Source organism: Alkalispirillum mobile (assembly GCF_003664325.1).
GTDB lineage: Bacteria > Pseudomonadota > Gammaproteobacteria > Nitrococcales > Halorhodospiraceae > Alkalilimnicola > Alkalilimnicola mobilis.
Genome location: NZ_RCDA01000001.1, coordinates 1,547,883 through 1,563,990 on the forward strand (window position 1 = coordinate 1,547,883; position 16,108 = coordinate 1,563,990).

A 16,108-nucleotide genomic window follows, 5' to 3' on the forward strand; every position below is an offset into this window, starting at 1 on the left:
TGACTGCGGTGTCTTACGCGGGTGACTGGGTGGCAAGCGCCATTCGGCGGGCCTGCGCGATTGCCTCGAGCAGGCTGCCGGCTTCCGCCTGCCCGGTCCCGGCGAGGTCCAGCGCGGTGCCATGGTCCACCGACGTGCGGATGATGGGCAGCCCCAGGGTGATGTTCACCGCCCGGCCGAAACCGGCGTGCTTGAGCACGGGCAGGCCCTGGTCGTGGTACATGGCCAGGATCGCGTCGGCACCGGCCAGGTGGCGCGGGGTGAACACCGTGTCCGCCGGTAGCGGGCCGTCCAGGTCCAGCCCCTGATCGCGCAGCCGGGCCAGCACCGGCTCGATCACCTCGATCTCCTCCCGCCCCAGATGGCCGCCCTCGCCCGCATGGGGGTTCAGGCCACAGACCCGGATGCAGGGCCGCTGGATGCCGAACCGTGCGCGCAGGTCCCGGTCCAGGGTGGTGATGACCCGCTCCAGCCGCTCGGCGGTGATGGCGTCGGCCACGGCCCGCAGCGGCAGGTGGGTGGTCACCAGCGCGACGCGCAGGGTGTCCGCCGCCAGCATCATCACCGGCAGCTGCCCGCCGGTCTGCTCGGCAAAGAATTCCGTGTGGCCGCTGAAGACGTGCCCGGCCTCGTTAATCACCCCCTTGTGCACCGGGGCGGTGACAACGGCGTCGAACTCACCCTGCAGGCAGCCACGGGCGGCGCCCTCCAGCAGGGCCAGCACGTGTGCGGCGTTGGCCGTGTCCAGTTGCCCGGGGGCACGGCTACCGGCGAGCGGGACGGGCAACACCGGCAGGGTGCCGGGTTGGTGGCGGCCGGTGGGGACGGCGGTCACCGGTTGCACCGCCACCGACAGCCCCAACTGCTCTGCCCGTTCGCGCAGCAGCTGCGGGTCACCCAGCACCACCACGGCGGCATCCAGCGGCTCGGCGGCGATCTTCAGGCAAAGATCGGGGCCGATGCCCGCCGGCTCGCCGGCGGTAAGCGCCAGTCGCGGCAGGCTCACTGGTCGACCCTCACATCCACGTAGGCCTCGTCGCGCAGCCGGCGGATCCACTGCTCGAAGGCCTCCTCGGCCTTGCGCTGGTGGATCTGTTGCGCCAGCTGGTCGCGCAGCCGCTCGCGGGTGATGTCCCGCTCGCGCCGATCGGTGACCTGGACGATGTGCCACCCGAAGGGCGTGGCAAAGGGCATGCTGATCTCCCCCTCGTCGAGGGCATCCATGGCGCCCTGGAACTCCGGCACCAGCTGGCCGGGCCGGGTCCAGCCCAGGTCACCGCCGCGGGCGGCACTGCCCGTGTCCTCGGAGTACTCCTCGGCCAGCTCGGTGAAGGACTCGCCGTCCTCAACGCGCTCGCGCAGGGACTGCAGTCGGAGGCTGGCGTCCTCGTCGGTGATCACATCACCGTCGGTGCGGATCAGGATGTGGCGGGCGCGGGTCTCGGCCACGTGCTCGCCCCCCTGGGTACGCTGATCCATGAGCTTGACCAGGTGGAAGCCGCTGCTGTTCTGCAGCACCTCGCTCACCTCGCCCGTCTGCAGCCCGGCGTCGATGGCCTCGGCGAACAGGCTGGGCAGCTGGCCCTGCAGACGCCAGCCCAGATCACCCCCCTCCATGGCGGTGGCCGCGTCGGAGAAAGCGGTGGCCGCGCCCTCGAAGTCGGTCTCGCCGGCGACGATCTGCTCGCGCAGCTGCTCGGCCCGCTCACGGGCCTCTTCCAGTTGGTCGCTGGAGGCGGCCTCGGGGGTGGCGATGAGGATGTGGCCCAGGCGGTATTCCTGGTTCTCGTCATCCAGCGTCTCGAGCACCTCTTCCACCTCCTGCGGGGTGACGGTGACCTGCTCCTCCACCTGGGCCTGGCGCAGGCGGCTGATGGCGATCTCCTCGCGGATGCCCTCGCGGAAGTAGTTGAACTCGAAGCCCTCCTGCTCCACCGCCTGGCGGAACTGCCCCATGGTCATGTTGTTCTGCTGGGCCATGCGCTGCATGGCGGCATCCAGGGTGGCGTCGTCGATGTTGATGCCCACCCGCTGGGCGCGGGAGAGCTGCACCCGCTGGGTGATCAGCCGCTCCAGCACCTGGCGCTGGAAGGTGTCCTGCGGCGGTAGCTGCTGCCCGCGGCCCCGCAGCTGGTTGGCGATGGTGGCCATCTCCCGGTCCAGCTCGGAGGCCAGCACCACCTGGTCGTCCACCACCGCGATAATGCGGTCCAGCGATTCGGCGCGGGCGGGCTGCAGGGCCGCCAGCAGCAGGGCGACGGTAAGCAGCGTACCGGTCAGGATAGTGCGGGTGATTGCAGTCATGGTTGTCTCATTCCCGGGCGTCAGAAGCGCTCGCCCTCATAGCCGTAGATGCTGTCTTGCAGGAAGTCGGTGCTGCCGGCGTCCACCTGGCCGAGGCCGGTGAACTCGAACTGCAGCATGACGGAAGTGTCGGGCTCGGCGCCCGAGCCCTCGAAACTGCGCCGGCCCAGCGCCTGCACCCGCCAGCAACAGGTGCGGTACTCCAGCCCGCCGACGGTCTCCAGGCTGTTCTCGTCCGCCAGCGAGTAGAGCCACCGACCGATCAGGCTGAACCGGGGGCCCATCGGGATGACCGCTGCCAGGTCGGTTTGTTCCAGATCCCGCTCGTTGCTGCCGTAGCGCATGCGGTAGCCGGCGCCGACCACCAAGTCGGGCCTGGGGTTCCAGCCCAGCCGGAACGCCCCCTGCTCGGAGCGGTTGTCGTAAGGATTGTACCGGTACTCGCCCTGCGCCAGCACCCCGCCCGGCAGTTCGCTGCGCAGATCTGCCACGTAATCCGAGCGACCCCGGCGGTCCTCCTCCAGCACCTGCCCCGGGCTTAAGGTCACCTCGCGGTCGCGGCGGTAGTGGATCTGCCCCAGGCTGGCGCGCAGGTATTCGCGCCCTTCGGCCAGGTCGATGAAGCGGGTGGTCAAGGCCAGGGTGACCTGGTCGGCGTCCCCCACCCGGTCGGCCCCGGCGAACCGGTCCTCGCTGAACAGGCCGTCGAAACTGACATCGCGGCGGGAGGTGTCGAAATCGGGCAGGTCGTCCTGGTTGCGTTCCGGCGTGTACAGGTAGAAGACCCGGGGCTCGAGGGTCTGCATCAGCTGCCGGTCGCCGAGCTCGAAGGGGCGGTCGAAGTACACCCCGGAATCCAGGCTGAAGGTGGGCACCGTGCGACTGGGGCTGGTATCGGCGGCGTCCGTTACCGGCTCGTCCAGGCTGTACTGGGTGTGCCGGAGGCTGGCCGCCGGCGTCACGTAGCCCCAGGGCTGGCGGAAGCTCCACTCCACCCGGGGGGCGATATCCATGCGCTCGCCCTCCGGCCGGCCCGGGTCGTCCTGCGGCAGCGCAAAGCGCGTGTACTCGGTGTCCAGCTGGTAGAGCGGGCGGCCCATGCGGAACGGGGTCTGGTATTCGGCGCTCAGCCGCGGCTCCCGCCGGTAGGGGTTGCGCAGGTCCTCGCCCAGGGTCTGCCAGTGCTGGACCTCGGCCTCCACCGCCCATTCATTCCAGCTGTTGCGCAGCCGGCCGCGACTCTCCAGGTGGCTGGAGCTCGTCTCCAGCAGGCCGCTGCCGAAGTCGCGCAGGTAGTCGTCATCGCTGGCGCGGTTGATGTCGGCATCGTAGCGCCAGCCCAGCGGCAGCCGTCCATCGTGGTCCCAGCCAAAGAGCCAGCGGTCATCGCCGAACTGGTCGTCGTCGGGCAGGTACTCCCCGTACACCTCGCCGGAGAAGGTCTCGCGCAGGTAGCGGAACTCGCTGCCCAGCATGGTGCCCCGGCGCTCGATCCAGCGCGGCACCAGGGTGGCGTCGTAGTTGGGCGCGATGTTCCAGTAGAACGGCACCGTGATGTCGGTGCCGTCCCGGTCGGAGGTGGAGAAACTCGGGGCAAGCAACCCGGTGCGCCGCCGGTCGTCGATCGGGAAGGTGATCCACGGGGTGTAGAACATGGGCACGTTGAGGAAGGTGAACCAGGCGTGGCGCGCGGTGCCCAACCCCTCCTCCCGGTCCAACTCCAGGTCGCGCGCCTGCAGCCACCAGTCCTCGTTACCCGGTCGGCAGGTGGTGTACCCGACCCGCTCGTAGCTGGAGCGCTGGGCATCCTGCAGGCGGATCAGCTCCGCCTCGCCCCGGATGTTCCGTTCATCCAGCATGAACTGGCCATCCACCACCTCGCCACGGTCCTCGCGCAGCAGCATCCAGCCACTCTTCCCGGTGAGAGCCAGGCCCGCCTCCTCGTACTCGAAGGGGAAGTCCAAATCGACCCGCCCGCTCTCCTGGTCGTAGCGGACCTCCTCGCTGCGCAACGTCTGATCCAGCCGCTGCATGAAGACATCGCCGCGGAAGCGGTAGCGACCGGCCCTGCCATCGTAGTAGACCGCATCGGCGTCCACGGTGGCGGGGGTCTCGGGGGCCTGGCGCAGGGCGATATCCACGTCGTCCAGCGGGCGGACCAGCGGCGGACCGCACAGCATGCGCTGGCGCTCGGCAAAGTAGTCCTCGCGCTCGGCCGCACTGGGTCCCTGGGCCTGGGCGGCGGCGCCCCCGAACAGGGCCAGTATTATGGTGGTGGGTACGAGACGTTTCACGGGCATGCATCCAGGCTGCAAGCCCGCATTGTAACCGCTAATTCCAGCCTGTCATGCGTATTGCAGGCACCGATTTACCGCTGGCAGGCTTGCATTTTGCCAGGCGATAGCGCCGAATAGGCTCAGCCCGGACAGCACACAGGAACAAATGAGCGGCAGCAAGACGGATTCCACCTCCCCGGCCACGCCGCCGGAGACCGATGAGCGTTGGCAACGACTGCAGGCGTGGCTGCAGCAGCAACTGGGCATGGCCCCGGAGCCCCTGCATCCGGTTTCCGGCGACGCCAGCGCCCGGCGTTACTTTCGGATCGACCACCCGGAGGGCACCCGGGTGGTGATGGACGCACCACCCACCGCGCTGGACAGCCAGCCCTTCGTGCATGTCCAGCAGCTGATGGCCAGCGCCGGCCTGCGGGTGCCTTACATCTACGCGGTGGACCTGGACCAGGGCTTCCTGCTGCTCGAGGACCTGGGCCACCAGACCTACCTGGAAGCGCTTACCGGGGACAACGCCGATGAGCTCTTCGGCCAGGCCCTGGACTCGCTGATTCTCTGGCAGCGGGCCAGCCGCTCCGGCGAGCTGCCCGATTTCAACGAGACTGCCCTGCGCCGGGAACTGCAGCTGTTCACCGACTGGTACCTGGGCCGCCACCTGAGCGTGGCCATCACCCGCGAGGAGCGGGAGGCCTTCGACGCGCTGGTGAACGAACTGGTCCGCCGGGTCTCCAGCCAGGGCCGGGTCTGGATCCACCGCGACTGGATGCCCCGCAACCTGATGCCACTGCCCGACGGCCCCGGCGTGCTGGATTTCCAGGACGCGGCGACCGGGCCGGTCACCTACGATGTGGCCTCGCTGTTCCGGGATGCCTTCATCAGCTGGCCGGACGACCGGGTGGAGCAGTGGCTGCACGACTACTGGCGCATCGCCGGGATGCGCTCGGTGCCGGTGGCCCCGCGCTACGACAGCTTCCTGGTGGACGTGGACTGGATGGGCGTGCAGCGCCACCTGAAGGTGCTGGGCATCTTCGCCCGGCTCCGCTACCGCGACGGCAAGCGCGATTACCTGAAAGACGCCCCCCGCTTCCTGCAATACCTGTACGCCGCTGCCGACCGCCAACCAGGCCTGGCACCGCTGCGCACACTGCTCGATGAATGGCACGGACGCGCCTCGGAGCTGGTCCCGTGAGGGCCATGATCCTGGCCGCCGGGCGCGGCGAGCGCATGCGCCCGCTCACCGATCACACGCCGAAGCCACTGCTGGCCGTCGGCGGCCGCCCGCTGATCGAGCACCACCTGCTCGCCCTGGCCGATGCCGGGGTCACGGAGGTGGTCATCAACACCGCCTGGCTGGGCGACCGGATCGAGGCCCACCTGGGCGACGGCAGCCGTTACGGCCTGCACCTGAACTACTCCCGCGAGCCGGAGGGGGCCCTGGATACCGGGGGCGGCATCCGCCACGCCCTGCCGCTGCTCGGGGATGCCCCCTTTCTGGTGATCAACGGGGATGTCTGGTGCGATGTGCCGCTGGCGCCCTTGCTGACCCCGCCCCGCGCGCTCGCGCACCTGGTGCTGGTGGACAACCCCGACCACAATGAGAACGGGGACTTCGTGCTGAACGGCAACAGCGTGGCGGAGACGGGAGCCGGGCCCCGGCTGACCTACGCCGGCATCGGCATCTTCCACCCCGCGCTCTGGGCCGACACCCGGCCCGGGGCCTTCCCGCTGGCCCCGCTGCTGCGCGGCGCCATGGCCGCCGGCCGGGTCACCGGGCAGCACCACCGGGGCCAGTGGCACGACGTGGGCACTCCGGAGCGGCTTCGCGGGCTGGACCGCGCCCTGCGCGACACGGGCTGAGGCGCGCGGACCCCGCACCGGCAACAGGAGCGAGCATGGGCCAGGAGATCGACGAGACCCGCTTCACCCAGGAGCACTTCCACACCTTCTCCCGCCGGCTGAAGGAGGAGACGGCGCTGCTCAAGCAGTGGCTTCAGGAGGGGCGCTTCCCGGACGAGCCGGCCCGCATCGGCCTGGAGCTGGAGGCGTGGCTAGTGGACGGGCAGGGGCGACCGGCGCCGCGCAACGCCGAGGTCATCTCCCGCTGCGACGACTCGCACCTGGAAACCGAACTCGCCCGCTACAACCTGGAACTGAACACCGACCCCATGGCGCTGCCCGGACGGCCCTTCAGCGAGTTAGCCGGGGTGCTGGAGCAGCGCTGGGCGGCACTGCACCGCGCTGCCCAGGCCGAGCAATGCCAACCGGCCCTGGTCGGCATTTTGCCCACCGTGCGGGAATCGGACCTCTCCGTGGCGGCCATGTCCGGCCAGAAGCGTTACCAGGCGCTCAACGAACAGGTACTGGCCCTGCGTAACCGCCGGCCCATCCACCTGGACATCCGGGGCGAGGAACACATCACCCTGGACCACCCGGACGTGATGCTGGAATCCGCCGCCACCTCCCTGCAACTGCATCTGCAGGTTACCCCGGGCAACGCCCACCGTCTGTTCAACGCGGCAGTGGCCGCCTCCGCCGCCACCGTGGGCACGGCTGCCAACTCCGCACTGCTCTTTGACCACCTGCTCTGGGCCGAGACCCGCATACCCCTGTTCGAGCAGGCGGTGGCGGTAACCCCCCTGCACGGCGGCCACGCCGGCCCCATGGCGCGGGTGGGCTTCGGCAGCGGCTACGCCCGGGACGCCCTCTACGGCTGGTTCGTGGAGAACCGCCAGCACTACCCGGTGCTGCTCCCGGTGCTGCAGGACACGCCGCCGGAGGCACTGGCCCACCTGCGGCTGCACAACGGCACCATCTGGCGCTGGAACCGACCGCTGGTGGATCCGGGCGACAACGGCACGCCCCACCTGCGCATCGAGCACCGGGTCATGGCGGCCGGCCCCACCCTGAGTGACGTGGTGGCCAACGCGGCCTTCTTCTACGGCCTGGTCCACGGGCTGGTGCTCAAGCAGCCGGAACTGGAGATGCGTCTGCCCTTCGTCACCGCCCAGGCCAATTTCTACAGCGCGGCGCGGCATGGGCTGGAGGCCCCGGTGACCTGGCTTGGTCAGCAACGGGCACCGCTGCGCGAGCTGATCCTCGAGGAGTTACTGCCCCTGGCCCGGGTGGGGCTGGAACACCAGGACGTGGCCGGCGACGAGATCGAGTCCTGGCTGGGCCTGATCCGGGAACGGGTCAGCAGCGGCCAGACCGGGGCGGCCTGGCAGCGGGCCTGGTGGCAGCGCCACGGCCACGACGCCGGGGCGCTGACCCGCGCCATGCTCGAACAGCAGCAAACCGGGCAGCCCGTGCACCGCTGGCCCTTGTGACGGCCACCGCCGACGCACCACACCAGGGGTTACAATAGGGACATGCTCAAGGTCTACGACGACATCCCGGATGGCTTCCTCGATGCCCCGCCCACGGCCATGGACGAGATCCTGGGCGGGCCCAGCCTCATCCACATACCCGGAAAGCGCAATCCGCCGCTGTTCGTCACCACGCTGCTCCACGGCAACGAGACCACCGGCATCGAGGCCCTGCAAAGCCTGCTCAAGGACTGGGCCGGCCGCCCCCTGCCCCGGGCGCTAACCCTGTTCATTGGCAACGTGCAGGCGGCGCGCCATGGGGTAAGGCGACTGGATCACCAGCCCGATTACAACCGGGTCTGGCCGGGCACCGACTACCCCGACTGCCCCGAACGGCGGCTGATGGCGGAGGTGGTAGCCCGACAGGCAGCGCGGGGGGTCTTCGCCAGCCTGGACATCCACAACAACACCGGCCGCAACCCCTTCTACGGCTGCGTCAACCGGCTGGATGCCCGCTACCTGTTCCTGGCCTCGCTCTTTTCCCGCACGCTGGTCTATTTCACTCGCCCGCGCGGGGTGCAATCGCTGGCCATGGCGGAGCTCTGCCCGGCGGTCACCGTGGAGTGTGGCCAGCCCGGGAGCCCCGCGGCCACCGCCCACGCCCGCACCTTCATGGAAGATGCCCTGCACCTGCAGGAGATCCCCAACCACGTGGAGCCGGCCGACCTGGGCGTATACCACACCGTGGCCACGGTGCGGATCCCGCGCCAGCACAGCTTCGGCTTCGACCGCAGCGACGTGGATCTGCAGCTGCTGCCGGACCTGGATGACCTGAACTTCCATGAGCTGCCCGCCGGGACGGCCTTCTGCCGAGTGCGGCCGGGCAGCAACGCCTTTCTGTCCGCCGAGGACAACGCCGGCCAGGAGGCCTGCGACGCCTATTTCGTTCACGAGGGCGACGAGATCCTCCTGCGGCGCCCGATGATGCCGGCGATGCTTACCCGGGATGAGCGGGTCATCCGCCAGGATTGTCTTTGCTACCTGATGGAGCGCTACCCGACAGCAGGTTGACGTGGGGGTCATCCCCGCACGATGCGTGGACCAGGTCTTCGGTATTGTCCTTGAGCGCCACGCCGGTGCCGCCCCTGCGCCAGGCCTCGCGGACCAGGTAAGCCAGACGGTGCGCGGCCTCCTCCGGGGGCTGGCCGCCGGGACGGATGTTCGACACGCAATTGCGCTCGGAGTCCTGCCGGCCGGGCCTGGGCGCATGGGTCAGGTAGGCGCCGAGGCTGTCCGCCGCACTCAATCCCGGGCGCTCCCCGAGCAGGACCAGCACCTGGCCGGCGCCCAATGCCTCACCGACGGGATCGCCCAATGCGACCCGGGCCTGCTCGGCGAGCACCAGGGGACCGATCCGCAGCCCCTTGAGCAGGGGCAGCAACGCCCTGATCAGGGCCGGTCCGTTTTCCTCCGTGGCCCGGGCGGATAGCCCGTCACCCAGCACGATGGCAAGGTCGCAACCACTGCCGGCGGACGCCCTCAGCCGGGCGGCGGCGGCCTCCGGCAGGCGGCGCCCCAGATCGGGCCGACGCAGGAAAACCTCGCGAGTGCCCGCGGCACTCGATACGTGCAGAATACGATCGACCACGGGCGACAACACCTGCGCCACGCCGTTCCTGTCCAAGGCCCGGTGGACGGCGTCCCGCGCCCGGGCATGGGCCAGCTGGAAGTCCAGATGGGCGCGGGTGGGCAGGCTTTCCCCCGCGCGGCCCAGGGCGATCCGCGCTTCGGTGTGACGCTGCAGGGCCACCCAGGCATCGGCCTTCGCGGCCCCTCCCGGGCGGTATTCCGGTAGATCCGCCATGGCGCCTCCTCAATGATCGACGGCGATGTGGCGGAACACCCGGGGCAGCCGGGCGGCGGGCATCAGCGCCCCGTCCCCGGCCTCGATACCCACCTCGGCCAGCCAGCGCTCGAACTCCGGCGCGGGCCGCACCCCCAGCAACTGCCGCAGGTAGCGGGCATCGTGGAAGGACGTGCTCTGATAGTTGAGCATGATGTCGTCCGACCCGGGTATCCCCATGATGAAGGTGCAGCCGGCATTGCCCAGGGCGGTGAGCAGCAGGTCCATGTCGTCCTGATCCGCCTCGGCGTGGTTGGTGTAGCAGATATCGCAGCCCATGGGCAGGCCCAGCAGTTTTCCGCAGAAGTGGTCCTCCAGCCCGGCCCGGATGATCTGCTTGCCGTCATACAGGTATTCCGGGCCGATGAAACCGACCACTGTATTGACCAGCAGCGGGGCATAGGCCCTGGCCACTGCGTAGGCCCGCGCCTCGCACGTTTGCTGGTCCACCCCGTGATGCGCGTCGGCGGACAGGGCGCTGCCCTGCCCGGTCTCGAAGTACATTGCGTTGTCGCCAACGGGGCCCCGGCCCAGTTCGCGGACGGCATCGGCTGCCTCCCGCAACAGTGCGAGGTCGATACCGAAGCCCCGGTTGGCGGCCTCGGTGCCGGCAATGGACTGGAACACCAGGTCCACCGGGGCGCCCCGCTCCATCGCCTGCAGCGTGGTGGTCACGTGGGTCAGCACACAGCCCTGGGTGGGAATGGCGTAGGTCTGGATGACCTCGTCCAGCAGATGCAGCAGGCGGGCCACCGTGGGCACGTTGTCGGTGGCGGGGTTGATGCCGATGACCGCGTCGCCGTTCCCGTACATGAGTCCATCGAGGATACTGGCGGAGATGCCGGCGGCATGATCCGCCGGGTGGTTGGGCTGCAGCCGCGTGGCCAGCCGACCGGGCCCGCCGATGGTGTTGCGAAAGGCAGTGGTCACCTGGCAACGGGATGCCACCAGCACAAGGTCCTGCAGGCGCATCAGCTTGGAGACCGCCGCCACCATTTCGGGCGTAAGGCCCGCAGCCAGTGCCGGCAGCCCGGGGGCGTTGCCGGCGTCCAGCAGCCAGTCCCGGAATCCCCCCACCGTCAGGCCACTCACCGGCCGGAAAGCGGTCCGGTCATGGCCGTCCAGGATCAGCCGGGTGACCTCGTCGGACTCGTAGGGGACCACCGGGTCATCCAGGAAGTCCGTCAGGGGCACCTCGGCCAGTGTCTGCTGGGCCACGGCACGCTCTTCGGCACTGTCCGCCGCGACCCCGGCCAACTGGTCGCCGGCACGGACGGGCGAGGCCTTGGCCAGCAGCGTCCGGAGCCCATCGAAACGCCAGCCCCGCCCGCCGACGTGATTGCGGTACATGCGCATGGCCCCTCCGCGCTACTCCAGCGCTTCCAGCGACTCGGGCAATGTCTGCCCGCCATCCACCACCAGGGTCTGGCCGGTGACGTAGGCCGCTTCGCGCGAGGCGAAGTAGAGCATCCCGTGGGCGATGTCCTCGACCGATCCGAGCCGCTTCAGCGGGATGGAGGCAGCCATCTGGGCCAGGTAGTCATCGCCCATCCCCTCCAGCCCTTCGGTGATGATGTTGCCCGGCATCACCGCGTTGATGGTGATGCCGTACCGGGCCAGTTCGATGGCGGCCGTGCGCAGGAAGCCCAGTTGTCCCGCCTTGCTGGCGCCGTAGTGGCTCCAGCCGGGGAAGCCGGTGATCGGCCCGGTAATCGACGAGGTGAGGACGATGCGCCCGGCTTCGCTCTGCTTGAGGGCGGGCAGGCAGGCCTGGATGCTCAGGAAGGTGCCCTTGAGGTTGGTGCTCAAGACCTCGTCCCACTGGGCCTCGGTCATCTCCTCCAGGCTTGCCGAGGGGAACATCCCGGCGTTGGCGCAAAGGACGTCGAGGCCGCCATGACGAGCCACCGCTGCCTCGGCGGCCGCCGCCATGGCGTCGCGGTCCGTGACGTCGGCGGCGAAGGCCGAAGCCACGCCGCCGGCGGCCCGCAGGGTCTCCGCCGCCGCCTCGGCGGCATCCTCTGAGCGGGCCACCAGCAGCACTTTCGCCCCTTCGCGGGCGAACACCCGGGCAATGCCCTTGCCTATGCCCTTACTGGCACCGGTGACGAGCACGGAACGACCTGCAATGGATGTCAGCATCGTTTTGGACCTCCGGTTTCAGAATGATCGGTGTTCAGGCCACGGCCAGGCGCTGCTGCACGGACTGGATCGCCCGATCCAGGCAGCCGATGACCTCCCTGGCCAGGTCTTCCTCCATGAGCAAGCCCGGTTTGAACTGCAGCACCCGGGGGTCCAGGGCGGAAAAGATGGCCCAAACCCCCTCCTCGAAGAGGGCATGCATCACCCACTCGGCGCCGTTCGGGTGATCGAACTCCAGCCCCATGACCAGTCCGTTCTGGCGCACGCCGCTGAACAGAGGCGCATGCCGGCGCTGGAGCACCGCCAGTTCCTCGGCGAAGAACGTGGTCAACGAACGCACGTTCGCGACGGTTGCTGGCCGCCCGGTGATCTCGAGGGTCTTCAGCGCCGCGGCACAGCCGATCTCGGAGCCGCCAAAGGTGGACATGTGCGCCCAGCCATCTTCGTGCAGCCAGCCGGCCGCTGCCCGGGTCACCAGCACGGCGGCGATCGGGTAGATGCCGCCCGACAAACCCTTCCCGGTCACGAGCAGGTCCGGTGCCACGCCGTAACCGTCGATGGCCCACATGCGTCCGGTGCGCATCAACCCGGTCTGCACCTCGTCGGCCACGTAGAGGGCGCCGTGTTGCTCGCACAACGCCTTCACGGCACGCAGGTAGTCCGGATCGGGCATGGGGAACCCGTAGGTCGCCGGTATGGTTTCCAGGATCACGCAAGCCACGTCGCCGCCGGCCAGGGCAGCCTCCATGGCCTCCAGGTCTCCGATCGGCACCTGCGTGAACTGATCCGCCTCCGGTTCGCACAGGAAGCGTTCCGAGAACCGCCCGGCCCCCGTCTTCACCGCCAGCCCGGTGTGACCGTGATAGCAGTTCTCCAGCGACACGATCCGCCGACGCCCGGTGGCCGCGCGGGCCGTTTTCAGCGCGATATCGATGGCCTCGCCACCCCCGCTGGCGAAGATGGCGTACTGCAAATGCGCCGGGGCCGTCTCCAGCAGGGCCTCGGCCAGGCGGGTCCGCATCACGGAGGGGAAGTGGTGGTTGCCGATATCGTAATGCTGCATCGCGTCGGTCACCGCTTCGATGACCTCGGGGTTCCGGTGCCCCAGGTTGTATACGCCGCCGTTCAGGTGCATGTTGATCAGGCGCCGGCCGTCCAGGTCCCAGAAACAGTAGCCCTCGCGCCGGTCGATGACGATATCGACCCCCATGCGCTGCCAGTCCGCCGTCTTGCCAGGGTTCCAGACCTTTTTCGTACGCTCCAGAAAGGCTTTCTTGTCTGTTCGAGTCATGTTCTTCACCGATTATCTCGTGTAGCCGGGCAACAGGGTGCCATTCATGAAACGCCGGGCCAGCGCCACCGTATCCCGCCCGAAGGCATCGCCCTGCTCGATGGCCATGTCCGTATGGGCGTGCGTGCCCAGCCATGCCAGTAGCGTCATCCGACGCAGCATGATGAAAGTGGGTATCTCGGCGAGGTCCTCGGGCTCCAGCGAAGCCGTGCGCCGGTACCCCGCCAGCCAGGCAGTCACCAGCGCCTCCAGGTCGTCCCGGGTCTCGATGAAACTCACGCTTGAGGCCACGTCGTACATGAACCAGCCCAGGCCGCAGTCATCGAAATCGATCACCCGGGTATCGTCGCCATGGATCAGCAGGTTCGCCAGGCGGAGGTCAGAGTGGATCAGGCCATATCGCCGAGGCGACCGGCCGTAGCGCGTCAGCCGACGGCCGATCTCGGACGCGGTCGCCTCGAGCACGGCGCGGCCCTCGGCATCAAGCCCGGGGCCCTCACGCCAGTCGCCCCAGTTGGGTCGCCGGCCGATGCAACCGTCGAAATCCCAGACCAGACGGGAGAAGTATTCGGGGCGCCGCCACGCCCGCGCATGGTGGTGCATGCGCCCGGCCACCTCGCCGAGCCGGCGGAAGGGGCCCTGGAGCTCGCGCTCGTCCGGCGCCTCCCCGGGGATGAAGTGAAACAGGTCCACGAAACGGGAATCGTCCCCGGAGGGGTGCGCCACCTCCTGGATATACGCGCCGTCCCGCCCGGCCACCGCCTGCGGCGTGGAGACCCCGGCCTGGTCCTGAAGGGCCTGCATCCAGGCCAGTTCGGTGCGGACGCCGTCCCGGCTGTGGTAACCGGTGCGGTGCACCCGCAGCACCAGGGGGCCGTCCATGCCGGGCGCGTCGACCCGGTAGGTGCCATTCTCGGAAACGGAGAGCAGGGAGAGCCGGGTCCCCGCCGGGAGCGACCAGCACGACAAGGCGGCTTCGGCGAAGACCCGGAACCCGGCATCGAGGCCATCGGACGGATCAAGAGAGAGTTCAGCCTGAGTGCTCATGGTTGACCTCCGGTCAAATCGTTGCGGGTTGCCCGTCCCGCCGGCGCGCCCGCCAGCGGAGCAGCGCGTAACCACCGAACAGCACGGTGGCGGCAACCAGGATGAGAAGGACGCCCAGGGCGGGCACTTGCGGGGTGTAGCCGGCGATCATCCGCGAATAGAGCCACTCGGGAATGGTCTGATCCGCTCCGGAGGTGTACACGGACAGGGGCAGGTTTCCCCAGGAAAGCAGGAAGGCGAACAATCCCCCGGAGAAGATGCCCGGCCAGAGCACAGGCAGCGTGACTTCCCGGAACACCTGCGCACGTGTCGCACCCAGGTCCCGGGCGGCCTCCTCCAGGGCCGGATCGAAGCCATACACGCGGATGGAAATGATCAGCGTGACGATCGGGACGATCCACACCAGGTGGGCGAATACGGCGGTCTGCCAGTTCGGGGTGATACCCAGCGCCGAGTACCAGAGCAGCAGGGCCAGCCCCAGCACGGCCTGGGGGAAGAAGATCGGCAGCAGTATGAAGCGCTGGTACAGCCGCCGCCCGCGCCAGGGGTAGCGCGCGAACGCCAGTGCCCCGAAGACCCCCATCACGACCGAAATCAGCGTGACCAGGACGGCGATAGACAGCGAAGTCCCGAGGTGATCCCTCAGTTCCATCGAGCCGAGCACCGCCTCGTACCAGCGCAGCGACCACTGCTGGATCGGAAACATGAAAAACCGGATGCTGGAAAAGGAAGCCAGCACGATGGCCACCAGGGGCAGATAAAGGATGAACAGCACCATTGCCGTCCACAGGCGCATCAGACGCGCATTCCGGCGCTCACGGGGGTTCTGTTGGAATTCGGCCATGACGGAAGTCTCCTTAATCGCCCCGGCCGAACAGCCGGTCGATATCGAGGCGGGCGAGGAGGGTGAGCACGAGCACCGCGGTGAGGGCAATGAGCAGCGTCGCGAGAGCGGCGCCGAGCGGCCAGTTCTGCGCATAGGTGAAGGCCGTCTCGATCTCCTGCGCGACCATGATGATCGACTGCCCGCCGAGGATCTTTGACTCGGCAATGGACCCCAGGGCCAGCACGAAGGTCAGCAGCGCGCCGATCAGGATGCCGGGCATGGCCAGCGGCACCTCCACCTCCCGGAAGACCTGCCAGCGGTTAGCCCCCATGTCGTAGGCGGCCTCTCGGCAGGCGTCCGGGATCATCGATATCCCCAGCGCCATCGGGAAGAGCATGAAGGGCAGGAATACGACAACCAGCCCCAGCAGGATCATCGGCCCGTTGTAGAGCACGCTGGGGATGCTGATGTCGAACAACGCCCGCATGGAGCCGTCGACCACCCCGTGCTGCAGGAGCGTCAGGACCCAGCCGTAGAGACGCACGTTCTCGGAGATGAACAGCGGCAGGACCAGAAAAAGCGTCAGCACCATGGGATGCCGGAAGGTGCGCATCATGCCGTAGGCAATGGGCCAGCTCACCGCCATCAGGATCACGGTGGTGAGGAACGCCAGGAGCAACGACCACAGGAAGGAGACGTAGTAGCTACTGGACAGAATGTGCGCATAGTTCGCCAGCGTGGGCACCTGGGTGATGCTGAAACTGTGCGGCGGCATGACACTGTAGGTCACCACCAGCACGAGCGGCGCCAGGAAGCCGGTGAGCAGGAGCACCAACACCGGGAGCGAAAGCAGCAAACCAGGCCTTGAAAGATGGCGAACCAGGTCCGCGAGGGCTTTTCCGGGCTGCGCCGGCGTCGTCGATGTGGTCCCGGCGCCCCGGGGCAGGGCGCCGCCGGTGACCCCGGAGAGAAGGCTTCGTACCAGAGACATGATCACCT

14 protein-coding genes are annotated in these 16,108 nt (G+C 68.7%); 4 read left to right on the top strand and 10 right to left on the bottom strand.

What is annotated here, in order from left to right; translation table 11 throughout:
- Positions 1 to 13 precede the first annotated feature (13 nt).
- From pdxA to DFR31_RS07410, 3 genes are read right to left on the bottom strand one after another with little or no spacing between them, the layout of a single operon-like run.
- Positions 14 to 1,006, bottom strand: coding sequence for a 4-hydroxythreonine-4-phosphate dehydrogenase PdxA (gene pdxA / locus DFR31_RS07400; RefSeq protein WP_121441955.1), 993 nt, complete (start codon positions 1,004 to 1,006; stop codon positions 14 to 16).
- Complete coding sequence (locus tag DFR31_RS07405) at positions 1,003 to 2,304, bottom strand: peptidylprolyl isomerase (protein WP_121441956.1); 1,302 nt, start codon at positions 2,302 to 2,304, stop codon at positions 1,003 to 1,005. The genes pdxA and DFR31_RS07405 overlap by 4 nt, the downstream gene beginning before the upstream one ends.
- 20 nt (positions 2,305 to 2,324) lie before the next feature.
- A complete protein-coding gene (locus DFR31_RS07410; RefSeq protein ID WP_147436953.1) occupies positions 2,325 to 4,598 on the bottom strand; it encodes an LPS-assembly protein LptD in 2,274 nt (757 codons plus the stop codon).
- A 148-nt stretch (positions 4,599 to 4,746) separates the two neighbouring features.
- Here DFR31_RS07410 and DFR31_RS07415 point away from each other — a divergent pair, with 148 nt between their 5' ends.
- From DFR31_RS07415 to DFR31_RS07430, 4 genes are read left to right on the top strand one after another with little or no spacing between them, the layout of a single operon-like run.
- Positions 4,747 to 5,784, top strand: a complete 1,038-nt coding sequence (locus DFR31_RS07415) for an aminoglycoside phosphotransferase family protein (protein WP_121441958.1) — start codon at positions 4,747 to 4,749, stop codon at positions 5,782 to 5,784.
- Positions 5,781 to 6,452, top strand: a complete 672-nt coding sequence (gene murU, locus DFR31_RS07420) for an N-acetylmuramate alpha-1-phosphate uridylyltransferase MurU (protein WP_121441959.1) — start codon at positions 5,781 to 5,783, stop codon at positions 6,450 to 6,452. Before DFR31_RS07415 ends, murU begins: the two co-directional genes overlap by 4 nt.
- A gap of 35 nt (positions 6,453 to 6,487) precedes the next feature.
- Positions 6,488 to 7,921: a glutamate-cysteine ligase family protein gene (locus DFR31_RS07425; protein WP_121441960.1), complete on the top strand. Its 1,434-nt coding sequence runs from the start codon at positions 6,488 to 6,490 to the stop codon at positions 7,919 to 7,921.
- A gap of 42 nt (positions 7,922 to 7,963) precedes the next feature.
- Positions 7,964 to 8,971 carry a M14 family metallopeptidase gene (locus DFR31_RS07430; protein ID WP_121441961.1) on the top strand — a complete coding sequence of 336 codons (1,008 nt, stop codon included), beginning with the start codon at positions 7,964 to 7,966 and terminating at the stop codon, positions 8,969 to 8,971.
- On the opposite strand, the gene eutC is transcribed toward DFR31_RS07430, so the two are convergent.
- The 7 genes from eutC to DFR31_RS07465 are packed head-to-tail and all read right to left on the bottom strand — an operon-like array spanning position 8,916 to position 16,100.
- Positions 8,916 to 9,764: an ethanolamine ammonia-lyase subunit EutC gene (gene eutC / locus DFR31_RS07435; RefSeq protein ID WP_121441962.1), complete on the bottom strand. Its 849-nt coding sequence runs from the start codon at positions 9,762 to 9,764 to the stop codon at positions 8,916 to 8,918. The two genes, DFR31_RS07430 and eutC, sit on opposite strands and share 56 nt — an antisense overlap.
- Before the next feature lie 9 nt (positions 9,765 to 9,773).
- The gene (locus DFR31_RS07440) at positions 9,774 to 11,153 is read right to left on the bottom strand and encodes an ethanolamine ammonia-lyase subunit EutB (RefSeq protein WP_245971097.1); all 1,380 of its coding nucleotides are present in this window, start codon (positions 11,151 to 11,153) and stop codon (positions 9,774 to 9,776) included.
- Between the two features lie 18 nt (positions 11,154 to 11,171).
- Positions 11,172 to 11,945 (bottom strand): 3-oxoacyl-ACP reductase FabG, encoded by a 774-nt coding sequence (gene fabG / locus DFR31_RS07445; RefSeq protein WP_121441964.1) that lies wholly within the window; start codon positions 11,943 to 11,945, stop codon positions 11,172 to 11,174.
- A gap of 34 nt (positions 11,946 to 11,979) precedes the next feature.
- Positions 11,980 to 13,236, bottom strand: coding sequence for a class-III pyridoxal-phosphate-dependent aminotransferase (locus DFR31_RS07450; protein ID WP_121442197.1), 1,257 nt, complete (start codon positions 13,234 to 13,236; stop codon positions 11,980 to 11,982).
- A gap of 12 nt (positions 13,237 to 13,248) precedes the next feature.
- Positions 13,249 to 14,283, bottom strand: coding sequence for a phosphotransferase enzyme family protein (locus DFR31_RS07455; protein ID WP_121441965.1), 1,035 nt, complete (start codon positions 14,281 to 14,283; stop codon positions 13,249 to 13,251).
- Between the two features lie 13 nt (positions 14,284 to 14,296).
- Complete coding sequence (locus DFR31_RS07460) at positions 14,297 to 15,127, bottom strand: ABC transporter permease (protein ID WP_121441966.1); 831 nt, start codon at positions 15,125 to 15,127, stop codon at positions 14,297 to 14,299.
- Between the two features lie 13 nt (positions 15,128 to 15,140).
- Entirely contained in the window at positions 15,141 to 16,100 is a 960-nt protein-coding gene (locus DFR31_RS07465) for an ABC transporter permease (protein ID WP_121441967.1), read from the bottom strand.
- Positions 16,101 to 16,108 lie beyond the last annotated feature (8 nt).

Excerpts from the sequence above, each read along its gene's own strand:
- DFR31_RS07425 (WP_121441960.1), top strand. The coding sequence starts at position 6,488 with ATGGGCCAGGAGATCGACGAGACCCGCTTCACCCAGGAGCACTTCCAC.
- DFR31_RS07440 (WP_245971097.1), bottom strand. The coding sequence starts at position 11,153 with ATGTACCGCAATCACGTCGGCGGGCGGGGCTGGCGTTTCGATGGGCTC.
- DFR31_RS07460 (WP_121441966.1), bottom strand. The coding sequence starts at position 15,127 with ATGGCCGAATTCCAACAGAACCCCCGTGAGCGCCGGAATGCGCGTCTG.
- DFR31_RS07450 (WP_121442197.1), bottom strand. The coding sequence starts at position 13,236 with ATGACTCGAACAGACAAGAAAGCCTTTCTGGAGCGTACGAAAAAGGTC.
- DFR31_RS07405 (WP_121441956.1), bottom strand. The coding sequence starts at position 2,304 with ATGACTGCAATCACCCGCACTATCCTGACCGGTACGCTGCTTACCGTC.
- DFR31_RS07465 (WP_121441967.1), bottom strand. The coding sequence starts at position 16,100 with ATGTCTCTGGTACGAAGCCTTCTCTCCGGGGTCACCGGCGGCGCCCTG.
- DFR31_RS07455 (WP_121441965.1), bottom strand. The coding sequence starts at position 14,283 with ATGAGCACTCAGGCTGAACTCTCTCTTGATCCGTCCGATGGCCTCGAT.
- DFR31_RS07415 (WP_121441958.1), top strand. The coding sequence starts at position 4,747 with ATGAGCGGCAGCAAGACGGATTCCACCTCCCCGGCCACGCCGCCGGAG.
- DFR31_RS07430 (WP_121441961.1), top strand. The coding sequence starts at position 7,964 with ATGCTCAAGGTCTACGACGACATCCCGGATGGCTTCCTCGATGCCCCG.
- fabG (WP_121441964.1), bottom strand. The coding sequence starts at position 11,945 with ATGCTGACATCCATTGCAGGTCGTTCCGTGCTCGTCACCGGTGCCAGT.
- eutC (WP_121441962.1), bottom strand. The coding sequence starts at position 9,764 with ATGGCGGATCTACCGGAATACCGCCCGGGAGGGGCCGCGAAGGCCGAT.